Origin of the sequence: Pseudomonas fluorescens (genome assembly GCF_902497875.1) — a bacterium.
Classification (GTDB): Bacteria; Pseudomonadota; Gammaproteobacteria; order Pseudomonadales; family Pseudomonadaceae; genus Aquipseudomonas; species Aquipseudomonas fluorescens_BR.
In genome coordinates, this window is record NZ_CABVHY010000035.1 from 70,518 (window position 1) to 83,550 (window position 13,033).

The 13,033-nt window shown below is 60.1% G+C and carries 8 protein-coding genes; 6 read left to right on the forward strand and 2 right to left on the reverse strand.

Annotated features, from left to right (window positions below):
* Nucleotides 1-138 precede the first annotated feature (138 nt).
* Nucleotides 139-1,659: a polyphosphate:AMP phosphotransferase gene (gene pap / locus F8N85_RS28040; RefSeq protein WP_150806739.1), complete on the forward strand. Its 1,521-nt coding sequence runs from the start codon at nt 139-141 to the stop codon at nt 1,657-1,659.
* A 105-nt stretch (nt 1,660-1,764) separates the two neighbouring features.
* The gene (locus F8N85_RS28045) at nt 1,765-2,949 is read left to right on the forward strand and encodes a thiolase family protein (protein WP_150806740.1); all 1,185 of its coding nucleotides are present in this window, start codon (nt 1,765-1,767) and stop codon (nt 2,947-2,949) included.
* 144 nt (nt 2,950-3,093) lie between these two features.
* Here F8N85_RS28045 and F8N85_RS28050 read toward each other — a convergent pair whose 3' ends face one another.
* Nucleotides 3,094-3,288 (reverse strand): DUF6316 family protein, encoded by a 195-nt coding sequence (locus F8N85_RS28050; protein WP_150806741.1) that lies wholly within the window; start codon nt 3,286-3,288, stop codon nt 3,094-3,096.
* 210 nt (nt 3,289-3,498) lie between these two features.
* On the opposite strand from F8N85_RS28050, the gene F8N85_RS28055 reads away from it, so the two are divergent.
* Complete coding sequence (locus tag F8N85_RS28055) at nt 3,499-4,458, forward strand: DMT family transporter (RefSeq protein ID WP_150806742.1); 960 nt, start codon at nt 3,499-3,501, stop codon at nt 4,456-4,458.
* A gap of 155 nt (nt 4,459-4,613) precedes the next feature.
* Here F8N85_RS28055 and F8N85_RS28060 read toward each other — a convergent pair whose 3' ends face one another.
* Nucleotides 4,614-5,540 carry a DMT family transporter gene (locus F8N85_RS28060; protein WP_150804433.1) on the reverse strand — a complete coding sequence of 309 codons (927 nt, stop codon included), beginning with the start codon at nt 5,538-5,540 and terminating at the stop codon, nt 4,614-4,616.
* Between the two features lie 147 nt (nt 5,541-5,687).
* Here F8N85_RS28060 and aceK point away from each other — a divergent pair, with 147 nt between their 5' ends.
* The 3 genes from aceK (at nt 5,688) to F8N85_RS28080 (ending at nt 12,982) form a co-directional block, all read left to right on the forward strand.
* Nucleotides 5,688-7,409 carry a bifunctional isocitrate dehydrogenase kinase/phosphatase gene (gene aceK / locus F8N85_RS28065; protein ID WP_150804432.1) on the forward strand — a complete coding sequence of 574 codons (1,722 nt, stop codon included), beginning with the start codon at nt 5,688-5,690 and terminating at the stop codon, nt 7,407-7,409.
* A gap of 232 nt (nt 7,410-7,641) precedes the next feature.
* On the forward strand, nt 7,642-11,553 hold the full coding sequence (hrpA, locus tag F8N85_RS28075; protein ID WP_150804430.1) for an ATP-dependent RNA helicase HrpA: 3,912 nt from the start codon (nt 7,642-7,644) through the stop codon (nt 11,551-11,553).
* Between the two features lie 307 nt (nt 11,554-11,860).
* Nucleotides 11,861-12,982, forward strand: a complete 1,122-nt coding sequence (locus tag F8N85_RS28080) for a beta-ketoacyl-ACP synthase III (protein ID WP_150804429.1) — start codon at nt 11,861-11,863, stop codon at nt 12,980-12,982.
* Nucleotides 12,983-13,033: the final 51 nt, after the last annotated feature.

Here is a 13,033-nt window from a genome sequence, read left to right on the forward strand (position 1 = left end):
GCAACACCTGTAGGAGCTGCCGCAGGCTGCGATCTTTTGGGCGCACCGAATGCCTCGCTGACTGGCACCCAAGGGATTTGTTCCCCCACACCATTACCCAATCCGCTAGTCTTGCTCAATCTTGGAAGGGAGCCGCTCATGTTCGAATCCGCTGAAATCGGTCACGCCATCGACAAAGAAACCTTTGAGGCCGAGGAGCCGGCCTTGCGTGAGGCCTTGCTTGAGGCTCAGTTCGAATTGCGCGAACAAGGCCGTTTTCCGGTCATCGTGCTGATCAATGGAGTTGAAGGCGCCGGCAAGGGCGAGACGGTCAAATTGCTCAACGAATGGATGGACCCGCGGCTGATCGAGGTCCGCACCTTTGATCAGCAGACCGATGAAGAGCTCGCTCGACCACCGGCCTGGCGCTACTGGCGGATGCTGCCGGCCAAGGGCCGGACCGGGATTTTTTTCGGCAACTGGTACAGCCAGATGTTGCAGGGCCGGGTTCATGGGCTGTTCAAGGACGCAGTGCTGGATCAGGCCATCAGTGGTGCCGAGCGCCTGGAAAAAATGCTCAGCGATGAAGGTGCACTGATCTTCAAGTTCTGGTTTCATCTGTCCAAGAAGCAGATGAAAAACCGCCTCAAGGTGTTGGCCGATGATCCGCTGCACAGCTGGCGCATCAGCCCGCTGGACTGGCAGCAATCGCAAACCTACGACAGGTTCGTCAAATACGGCGAGCGGGTGCTGCGCCGCACCAGCCGCGACTATGCACCCTGGCATGTGATCGAAGGCGTTGACCCGCATTACCGTAGCCTGACGGTGGGCAAGATTTTGCTCGACGGGCTGCAAGCCGCCCTGAACCGACCCAAGATCAAACCCGACTCAGTGTCTGCCGCACCGCTGCCCTCAAGTTACGATCAACCGAGTCTGATCAGCAGCCTGGACTTGAGCCGGCGCCTGGATAAAAACGACTACGAAGAGCAACTGATTACCGAGCAGGCGCGCTTATCCGGCTTGATGCGCGACAAACGCATGCGCAAGCACGCCCTGGTGGCGGTGTTCGAAGGCAATGACGCGGCTGGCAAAGGCGGGGCGATCCGCCGAATGGCGGCGGCCCTCGATCCGCGGCAATACAGCATCGTGCCGATTGCCGCGCCGACTGAAGAAGAACGCGCCCACCCGTACCTGTGGCGGTTCTGGCGGCATATTCCAATGCGCGGCAAATTCACCGTGTTCGACCGCTCCTGGTATGGCCGGGTGCTGGTGGAGCGGGTCGAAGGCTTTTGCAGTCGGGCCGACTGGATGCGCGCTTATGCCGAGATCAACGACTTCGAGGAGCAGATCAGCGATGCCGGGGTGATCGTCGTCAAGTTCTGGCTGGCCATCGACAAGCAAACCCAGATGGAACGTTTCCAGTCCCGTGAAGCGATTCCCTTCAAGCGCTTCAAGATCACCGAGGATGACTGGCGCAACCGTGAGAAGTGGGATGACTATCAAACCGCCGTCTGCGACATGGTCGACCGCACCAGCACCGAGATTTCACTCTGGACCCTGGTGGAAGCCAACGACAAACGCTGGGCCCGGATCAAGGTGTTGCGCACCATCAATCAGGCACTGGAGGAGGCTTTCGAGAAGTCCGACAAGCGCGACAAGAAGACAAAGAACAACACGTAGCAAGGCGATGGGTGCGCATACGCAGGGTGAATGATTGTCGCGGTCGGTTATAGGGGGGATTTATGCTCCGTCCACTTCTAACCGACAACAACAATGAGGTATGCCATGCGTGAAGTGGTGATCGTCGATAGTGTGCGCACAGGTCTGGCCAAATCCTTTCGTGGCAAGTTCAACCGGACCCGTCCGGATGACATGGCTGCCCATTGCGTCAATGCGCTGCTGACCCGCAACGGCATCGACCCGGCCAGCGTCGAGGATTGCATCGTCGGCGCCGGTTCCAACGAAGCCGCCCAGGGTTACAACATCGGCCGCAACGTCGCAGTGTTATCGAAACTGGGCACCGGCACTGCCGGCATGACCCTCAACCGTTTCTGCTCTTCGGGTTTGCAGGCGATTGCCATTGCCGCCAACCAGATCGCTTCCGGTTGCAGCGACATCATCATTGCCGGTGGCGTCGAGTCCATCAGCCTGACCATGAAAAGCGTCAACACCGACAACCTGATCAACCCGTTGCTCAAGGAACAGGTGCCGGGCATCTACTTTCCCATGCTCCAGACCGCCGAAATAGTCGCCCGTCGTTATGGCGTCAGCCGCGAAGAGCAGGACGTGTACGCCTTGCAAAGCCAGCAGCGCACGGCCAAGGCCCAGGCTGGCGGGTTGTTCGACGATGAAATCGTGCCAATGGCGGTGAAGTACGCAGTCGAAGACAAAACTACTGGCCAGGTGCAGATCCTCGATGGCGTCGTCGACCGTGATGATTGCAATCGCCCGGACACCACCCTGCAAAGCCTGGCCGGGTTGAAGCCAGTGTTTGCTGAAGACGGTTCGGTCACCGCGGGCAACTCCTCGCAGCTGTCCGATGGCGCGTCGATGACCCTGGTGATGAGCCTGGAAAAAGCCCTGGAGCTGGGTCTCAAGCCTCGCGCGTTTTTCCGCGGTTTTGTCGTCGCCGGATGCGAACCGGACGAGATGGGCATCGGCCCGGTGTTCTCAGTGCCAAAGCTGCTCAAGGCCAAGGGTTTGCAGGTGGCCGATATCGATCTCTGGGAACTCAATGAGGCCTTCGCCTCGCAGTGCCTGTACAGCCGAAATCGGCTGGAAATCGACAACGAGAAATATAACGTCAGCGGCGGCTCGATCTCCATCGGCCACCCATTCGGCATGACCGGCTCGCGCCAGGTCGGGCACCTGGTGCGTGAGCTGCAGCGGCGCAACCTGCGTTATGGCGTGGTGACCATGTGCGTGGGCGGTGGGATGGGGGCTACGGGGTTGTTTGAAGCGGTGCGTTAAACTGCGTCAGACCGCTAGTCGCTAGTGTTGTATCGCGGCCGTAAAGATCGCAGCCTGCGGCAGCTCCTACGGGCTGCGGAACGGCATGACACTCCCGCCGTCTGTAGGAGCTGCCGAAGGCTGCGATCTTTTAAGTCACCGCGGTCATTCGCCGGCACGCGCCGCCTGCACCCGCTCGATATAAGCCCGTATCTCCTGTTCGGCATGATCCTGATTGCTGAACGGGCCTTCCAGGGTCCTTTCCCGAGTGGTGAAATACAAATGCCCATTGACGCGACAAACCCGACCACAACGAAAGTGAACGGTTGGGGCGGGGTCTTGTGTGCGCATGCTGAACATGGCGGGATCTCCTGAAAGGGTTCGGGTACCTCAATCACCACAGCCTATGTCTGAATTATCGAATGCGCCTGGTGATCCGATCAGTGGCACATCGCCAATATTCCCTTGCGACCAGCACAGTCTCGTTAGCGGCTGGTGTCAAACTGTAACTGTGTAGCGGGACCGTCCAGGCCTAGAATGGTTGTCTCGTTGTCTGGCTTTGGGGTTGGCATGCATATTTCGTCCGGTCGCTGGGTTTATGGTTTATTCCTGGCCTTGCTGACCGCGCTGCTGTGGGGGATTTTGCCGATCAAACTCAAGCAGGTGCTGCTGGTGATGGACCCGGTCACGGTGACCTGGTATCGACTGATAGTGTCCGGCGGCTTGCTGTTTAGTTACCTTGCGCTGGTCAAACGCTTGCCGAGCTGGCGAGTGCTCGGCCCCAAGGGTGGCTGGCTGGTGTTGATGGCGGTCCTCGGACTGGTGGGCAACTACGTACTGTACCTGATGGGCCTGAACCTGCTCAGCGCTGGTACCGCGCAGTTGGTGGTGCAGGTGGGACCGATCCTGCTATTGATCGCCAGTGTGTTTGTGTTCAAGGAGCGCTTCAGCCTGGGCCAGGGGATCGGCTTGCTGGTGCTGCTGATCGGTTTCGGGTTGTTTTTCAATCAGCGTTTGACTGAACTGCTGACCTCTCTGAGCGATTACACCGCTGGCGTCTTGCTGGTTCTGACAGCGTCGACGGTCTGGACCTTTTATGCCCTGGGTCAGAAGCAGTTGCTCACGGTGTGGAATTCATTTCAGGTAATGATGGTGATCTACCTGTTTTGCGCACTGCTGCTGACGCCCTGGGTGCATCCGCTGGAGGCGTTGCAATTGAGCCCGCTGCAAGGCTGGCTGCTGTTCGGTTGCTGTTTGAATACCCTGATCGCTTACGGCGCCTTTGCTGAAGCCCTCGCCCATTGGGAGGCCTCGCGGGTCAGCGCGACCCTGGCAATCACGCCGCTGGTGACCTTCGGCGCGGTGGCGCTGGCCGCCTGGCTTTGGCCTGAGTACGTGGACGCCGAGCAGATCAATGGCCTGGGTTATGGCGGCGCGGTACTGGTGGTGCTTGGCTCGGCACTGGTCGCCCTGGGGCCATCGCTGATGGCCGGGTTGAAGGCCCGGCGGGTGCGGGTAGCGGCGGGCTGATGGAAATATTGAAGTTATCCACAGCCTTGTTGCGTGGCTGATATTGCCAAAAGATCGCAGCCTGCGGCAGCTCCTACAGGTTTTGCGTACACCCATCAATAACGGATGTATGCGATTGGCGTAGGAGCTGCCGCAGGCTGCGATCTTTTGAAGGCCTACCGGGCAGTCACCTTCGACACCGTCGCCACCGTCGCCACCGTCGCTACCGTCGGTTTGAGCACCAACCACAACGCCCCGGCGATCAACACTGAGCCATACACATGGGCCATCGACAAGGGTTCATCGAGGAACAGCGCACCCCAGAGCACGCCGAAAGGCGGGATCATGAAGGTCACGGTCATTGATTTGACCGGGCCGATCGAGCTGAGCAAACGGAAGTACAAGATGTACGCAAAGGCGGTGCAGACCAGGCCCAATCCCAACAGCGATAACCAGACATTCCAGCCACCCCAACTGGCCGGTGGCTGGCTGATGGCGTTGTAACCGAACAATGGCAATAGAAACAGCGTCGCACCGAGCATGCTGCCCAGCGCCGACAGGCGACTGTCGAGCCCGCCTTGCTGATCGAGCCAGCGGCGGGCGAGGAAACCGGCGAAGCCGTAACAGGTCGTCGCGAGCAGGCAGGCGAGGGCGCCCATCAGCAATTCCAGGTCGAAGGCCACTGGACCGGCGCGGGTCAGAATGCCGACCCCGAATAATCCAAGGCACACCCCGGCGATCTTCGCCGGGGTGAGTTTTTCACTGAAGAACACTCCGCCAATCAACACGCCCATCAGTGGTGTCGTCGCGTTGAAGATAGCCGAGTAGCCGGCGGGCAACACTTGGGCGGCCACCGAATACATAGTCGCCGGAATTCCCGAGTTGATCACCCCAAGCAGCAGCACCGTCTTGAACTTGCCGCGAAAATCCCAGCTGATACGCATCAGCGCCAGGATCACCAGCAACCCGCCGGCGGCAATCGATACGCGAAAGAAGGCGGTGGGAATAGTGCCAATCTCTGGGGCGATGATGCGCATGAACAGAAAACTCGCGCCCCAGATGGCGGAAAGCGCCAGCATGCGTAGTATATCGACGGGGTTCACGGTCTGTTCCTTACTTGATCGGGCCGCAAGTGTCCTCGCAGGTGTAACGCATGGCAATGGTTGCATTGCCTGACACTAGCCACACAGGCCACTACGCCTCTAAGCTCAGCCCCTTAATGCCAAGAATCATCCTCCAGAGGTTTATCTATGCCGCAGCAATGGCCAGCCGCCGATATCGCCCGAATGATCCTCGATGGCTTCGACGATTACCGCGAGCATTTCCGCCAGATCACCGACGGCGCCCGGGCGCGGTTCGAGCAGGCGCAGTGGCAGGAGGCGCAGGTCGCCTCGGCGGCACGGATCAACCTCTACGAAGAAAAAGTCAGTGAAGTGGTCGCTCGACTGCACCAGACCTTTGACGGCGAGGCCATGCTGGACGTTACTTACTGGCCCCTGGTGAAAAGCGCCTATATCAGTCTGATCGACCTGCGTTTCGACGATGAGCTGTCCGAGACCTGGTACAACTCGGCGTTCTGCGGGCTGTTCAGCCACGACCTGATCAGCGACGGCTGCATGTTCATCCACACCACCCGGCCGAGCCTGCGTCGGGCCCGTGCGGCGCAAACCCGCATCTATAAGCCCGAAGGCGAACTGTCGGGCATGCTCGAGCAGATCTTCGTCGACTACAGCTTCAGCGAGCCTTATGCCGATTTGCCGGGTGACCTGCGCCGGCTCGAAGCGCAGTTGCGCGAGAACCTGCCGGACTGGGTCTGCAAGGACCCGGAGCTGAACGTCGAGTTGTTTTCCTCGGTGCTCTACCGCAACAAGGGTGCCTACCTGGTGGGGCGCATTTACACCCACGACGAGCAATGGCCGTTGGTGATTCCATTTCTGCACCGCGAAGGCCGCGGGATTCAGATCGATGCGTTGATCACCGATGAAGCGGATGTGTCGATCATCTTCTCGTTCACCCGTTCGTATTTCATGGTCGACGTGCCGGTGCCGGCCGAGTTTATCGGTTTTCTCAAGCGTATCCTGCCGGGCAAGCACATTGCCGAGCTGTACACCTCGATCGGTTTCTACAAGCACGGCAAGTCCGAATTCTATCGCTCACTGATTAACCACCTGGCCAACACCGACGACCAGTTCATCATGGCTCCGGGTGTGCGCGGGATGGTCATGAGTGTGTTTACCCTGCCGGGCTTCAACACCGTATTCAAAATTATCAAGGACCGTTTCTCGCCGTCGAAGAACGTCGACCGCGCGACAGTGATTGAAAAGTATCGCCTGGTAAAAAGCGTCGACCGGGTCGGGCGCATGGCCGATACCCAGGAATTTGCCGACTTCCGTTTCCCTCTGAGCAAGTTCGAACCGGCGTGCCTGGCTGAGCTGCTGGAAGTGGCGGCGAAAACGGTGGAGGTCGATGGCGACACGGTGCTGATCCGCCACTGCTGGACCGAACGCCGGATGACGCCGTTGAACATGTACCTGGAAAACGCCAACGACGCGCAGGTTCGCGAGGCACTGGAGGATTACGGCCTGGCGATCAAGCAATTGGCGGCGGCGAACATCTTCCCCGGCGACATGCTGCTGAAGAACTTCGGCGTTACCCGTCACGGTCGTGTGGTGTTCTATGACTACGACGAAATCTGCTTCCTGACTGAAGCCAACTTCCGCCACATCCCGGCCCCGCGCACCCCGGAAGACGAGATGTCTTCGGAGCCGTGGTATTCGATCGGGCCGCTGGATGTTTTCCCCGAGGAGTTTCCGCCATTCCTGTTCGCCGACGCCGGACAGCGACGGTTGTTCAATGAACTGCACGGCGAACTGTACAACGCCGATTACTGGAAAGGCCTGCAAGCGGCGATTCGCGCCGGCAAGGTGATCGATGTGTTCCCGTATCGGCGCAAGGGTTTGGATAACGAGTAGCCCGGTACACACCGACATTGTGGCGAGGGAGCTTGCTCCCGCTCGGCTGCGAAGCAGTCGTAAAACCGGTGAACGCATTCTATCTGAAAGATCGCGATGGCCGGTTTTGGGGCCGCTTCGCGACCCAGCGGGAGCAAGCCCCCTCGCCACAAAAGCAGGTTCCATTCGTCGCCAGGTGCGCAAATCTGCGACAATCCGCCCCCTGCACCACTAGACGACTTTTGCGTACCTGATGACTGACCAATCGCCTGCTATCGATCAACTGCTGAAAAACCTCGATCACGCCATGCTCGCCGACCGCCACCGGCTGCGGCGGCAGTTGCTTGAGCTGCGCAAAAAACCCGACGAGGCCAAGCTGGCGCAGTGGGTCGAGCGGGCGCAGGCGTCCTGTGATCGGGTGGTGGCGCGACGTGCCAGCCTGCCGCTGATTCGCTATGACGACAGCCTGCCGATCGCCGCCAAGCGCGACGAAATCAAAGCAGCACTGCTCAAGCATCAGGTGCTGATCATTGCCGGTGAAACCGGGTCGGGTAAAACCACCCAGTTGCCGAAAATCTGCCTGGAAATCGGTCGCGGCCAGTACGGCCTGATCGGTCACACCCAGCCGCGGCGGATTGCCGCTCGCAGCGTTGCGAGCCGGGTCGCGGAAGAGCTGGCGACGCCACTGGGCGCGCTGGTCGGCTATCAGGTGCGTTTCGAGGATCAGAGCGATGCCAACACCCTGATCAAGCTGATGACTGACGGCATTCTGCTGGCGGAAACCCAGAACGACCGCTACCTCGAGCGCTACGACACGATCATCGTCGACGAAGCCCACGAACGCAGCCTCAACATCGACTTCCTGCTCGGTTACCTGAAAACCCTGCTGCCGCGTCGCCCGGACCTGAAGGTCATCATTACCTCGGCAACCATCGATCTGGAGCGCTTCTCCAAGCACTTCAACGACGCGCCGATTGTCGAAGTCTCGGGTCGGACCTTCCCGGTGGACACCTGGTATCGCCCGCTGACCCTGGAGCAGGACGAAGAGGGCAACCGCGTCGAAGAAGACTTGACGGTGGATCAAGCGATCCTCGCCACCCTCGACGAAATTGCCGCCTATGAGCGCAGCGAACGTCGCAGCCCCGGTGATGTGCTGGTGTTCCTGCCCGGCGAGCGAGAAATTCGCGACGCCGCCGACATGCTGCGCAAAGCCCAGCTCAAGCACACCGAAATCCTGCCACTGTACGCACGGCTATCGCCGGCCGAGCAGCAGCGGATCTTCCAGTCCCACCCGGGGCGGCGCGTAGTGCTGGCGACCAATGTGGCGGAAACCTCGCTGACGGTGCCGGGCATCCGCTACGTGATCGACAGCGGCACTGCGCGGATCAGCCGCTACAGCTACCGCGCCAAGGTTCAGCGCCTGCCGATCGAGGCCGTTTCCCAGGCCAGCGCCAACCAGCGTAAAGGCCGCTGCGGACGGGTCGAGCCGGGCATCTGCATTCGCTTGTACGCCGAAGAGGACTTTCTCGGCCGGCCGGAATTTACCGATCCGGAAATTCTGCGCACCAACCTGGCGGCGGTGATCCTGCAGATGCTCCATCTGCGCCTCGGCGAGATCACCGATTTCCCGTTTATCGAGCCGCCCGATGGCAAGGCCATCAGCGACGGTTTCAACCTGCTGCAAGAACTGTCGGCGGTGGATCGCGAGAGTCAGTTGACCCCGCTCGGTCGACAACTGGCACGGCTGCCGGTGGACCCGCGCATGGGCCGCATGTTGCTCGAAGCCGCGAAACTGGGCAGCTTGCAGGAAGTCTTGATCGTCGCCAGCGCCATGTCGATCCAGGATCCGCGCGAGCGTCCGCCGGAGCGCCAGCAAGCCGCTGATCAGGCCCACGCCCAATGGAAGGACGTCGACTCGGATTTCGCCGCGCTGGTCAATCTGTGGCGCGGCTTTGAAGAGCAGCGCCAGGCCCTGACCGCTAGCCCGCTGCGCAATTGGTGCCGGAAGAATTTCCTCAACTACCTGCGCTTGCGCGAATGGCGCGATTCCCATCGACAGTTGAGCCTGATCTGCCGCGACATGCAGCTGAGCCTCAATAAAGAGCCGGCGGATTACCCGAAACTGCACAAAGCCGTGCTCTCCGGTTTGCTCAGCCAGATCGGCCAGAAGACCGAAGAAGGCGACTACCTCGGCGCCCGTCAACGACGCTTCTGGATTCATCCGTCATCGGGGCTGGGTAAAAAACGCCCGCAATGGCTGATGGCCGCCGAGCTGGTGGAAACCACCAAGCTTTATGCGCGGATGGTGGCGAAGATCGAGCCGGACTGGATCGAACCGCTGGCCGGGCATCTGATCAAGAAAAACCACTTCGAACCCCATTGGGAGAAGAAGCGCGGCCAGGTCGTGGCCTTCGAGCAGATCACCTTGTTCGGGTTGATCGTGGTCGGTCGGCGGCCGGTGCATTACGGGCCGATCGACCCGGTGCTGTCCCGCGAGCTGTTTATCCGTGAAGGCTTGGTGCGCGGGGAAATCCAGTCCCGGGCCAAGTGCCTGACCGCCAACCAGCAACTGCTGGAACAGCTCGACGAACTGGAAGCCAAGGCCCGCCGCCGTGACATCCTCGCTGATGAAGAAACCCTGTTCGCCTTCTACGATGCGCGGTTGCCGGCCGATATCCACCAGACCGCGACCTTCGACAGCTGGTATCGCATCCACAGCCAGAAAGACCCGCAGTTGCTGGTGATGCGCGAAGAAGACGTACTCGCTCGCGAAGCCAGTGAAGTCACTGCCGCGCATTACCCGGATACCTTGCACCTGGGCGATCTGGCGTTGGCCTTGAGTTATCACTTCGAGCCCAATCACCCACGCGATGGCGTGACCTTGCGGGTGCCGGCGCCGTTGCTGCCGGCACTGCCGTCCGAGCGTCTGGAATGGCTGGTGCCGGGGGTAATCGAGGCCAAATGCATCGCCCTGGTACGCAACCTGCCCAAGGCCTTGCGCAAGAACTTCGTGCCGGTGCCGGATTTCATCAAGGCCGCGTTGCAACGCATGACCTTTGCCGAGGGCTCGTTGCCTCAGGCGTTGGGCCGCGAATTGCTGCGCATGACCGGTGCGCGGGTCAGCGACGAAGCCTGGGCCGAAGCGGCACAGCAGGTCGATGGGCATTTGCGGATGAACCTGGAAATCGTCGACGGCCAAGGCAAGTTCCTCGGTGAAGGCCGCGACCTCGCCGAACTGACCGCGCGTTTTGCCGAAGCCAGCCAGGCCGCGTTGGCCGTGCCGCAAACCGCGAAAAGCCAGCAACCGGTGGAGGCCAAAGTCTTCGCCGCGGTGGCTGAGAAGACTCAGCAGAAGATCGCCGGGCTGTCGATGACGGTTTATCCGGCACTGGTGGAAGAGAACGGCACGGTCAAGGAAGGTCGGTTTTCTACCGCCGCCGAGGCCGAGTTTCAGCATCGTCGGGCCTTGCAACGTTTGTTGATGCAGCAACTGGCCGAGCCGGCGAAGTTCCTCCGTGGCAAGTTACCCGGGCTGACCGATCTGGGGTTGATGTACCGCGAGCTGGGGCGCATCGACAGCCTGGTGGAAGACATTCTGCTGGCCAGCCTCGACAGCTGCATTCTCGACGGCGAGGCGAGTTTGCCGCGCGATGGCGTCGGTCTGGCTTCGCTGGCCGAGCGCAAACGAGGTGGCTGGACCGAGCACGCCGAGCGTCTGGCGAAACTGACGCTGGAGACGCTCAAGCTTTGGCATGGCCTGCAAAAGCGCTTCAAGGGCAAGATCGACCTGGCGCAGGCGGTGGCCCTCAATGACATCAAGCAACAATTGAGTCAGCTGGTGTATCCGGGTTTTGTCCGCGAGACTCCGGCGATCTGGCTCAAGGAACTGCCTCGCTTCCTCAAGGCCATCGAGTTGCGTCTCGAGAAACTGCCGAGCCAGGTCCAGAAAGACCGGGTCTGGAGCACCGAACTGGCCGGGTTATGGGCGCAATACCAGGCGCGGGCCAGCAAACACGCCCAGGAAGGCAAACGCGATCCGCAGCTGGAACTGTATCGCTGGTGGCTCGAGGAGTACCGGGTTTCTCTGTTTGCCCAGCAACTGGGAACGAAGGTACCCATCTCCGACAAGCGTTTGAGCAAACAATGGAGTCAGGTTGAACCCTAACCCCGCGTAGGAGCTGCCGCAGGCTGCGATCTTTTGATCTTCGTTCTTTTAAAGTCAAAAGATCGCAGCCTGCGGCAGCTCCTACAGTTTGTGGCAGGGGCTGCATCCTGCAAAAGGCGCCAAAACTCAACGTTTATGGCAAACTTCGCGCCTATAAACGCCGGCCCCGCGGTTTTGAGCCTCTACAGGTTCGGGCGGATCGGAATAAAGCGACGCAAGGTTTCATTCCATTGAGTGGGATCAGACCCTTTGTGTATTGGTACGTCGGTACCAATACTTTCTGCCTGAACAGATTAGAGAAACGACCATGCATAACGTCGTCATCAGCGGAACCGGCCTGTACACCCCGGCCAACAGCATCTCCAACGAAGAGCTGGTGCAGTCTTTCAATGCCTATGTGCAGCAGTTCAATGCGGATAACGCCCAAGCCATCGAGCGCGGCGAAGTTCAGGCACTCACCGAATCCAGTGCCGCGTTCATTGAAAAGGCCTCGGGGATCAAAAGTCGTTTTGTCATGGACAAAGAAGGCATCCTTGATCCGCAGCGCATGACTCCGCGTCTGCCCGAGCGCTCCAACGATGAATGGTCGGTGCTTTGCCAAATGGCCATCGGCGCTGCCGAGCAAGCCTTGCAGCGCGCCGGCAAGACCGCCGCCGACATTGACGGGGTCATCGTCGCCTGCTCCAACCTGCAGCGGGCTTACCCGGCGATTGCTATCGAAGTCCAGGAAGCACTGGGCATTGAAGGTTTCGGCTTTGACATGAACGTCGCCTGCTCCTCGGCGACCTTCGGTATCCAGGCGGCTACCAATAGCGTCCAGCTCGGCCAGGCCCGGGCGATTCTGATGGTCAACCCGGAAGTCTGCACCGGTCACCTGAACTTCCGCGACCGCGACAGCCACTTCATCTTTGGCGACGCGGCGACCGCAGTGATCATCGAGCGCGCCGATCTGGCCACTTCGAAGTACCAGTTCGATATCGTCAGTACCAAGCTGCTGACCAAGTTTTCCAACAACATCCGCAACAACTTCGGCTTCCTCAACCGCGCCGCCGAAGAGGGTGTCGGTGCACCGGACAAACTGTTCGTGCAGGAAGGTCGCAAGGTCTTCCGTGACGTCTGCCCGATGGTGGCTGAATTGATCGCCACCCACCTGGAAGAGAACACGCTCAACATCAGCGACGTGAAGCGCTTCTGGCTACACCAGGCCAACCTCAGCATGAACCACCTGATCGTCAAAAAACTCCTCGGCCGCGAAGCCACGGAAGAAGAAGCGCCGGTGATTCTCGACACCTATGCCAACACCAGTTCGGCCGGTTCGGTGATTGCCTTTCATAAAAACCAGGACGATCTGCCGAGCGGCTCGCTGGCGGTGCTCAGCTCCTTCGGTGCCGGTTATTCGATTGGTAGCGTGATTCTGCGCAAGCGCTGAGTTCACAGCGGGGAGAGGGTGGCTCCCAAAAGATCGCAGCCTGTCGGCAGC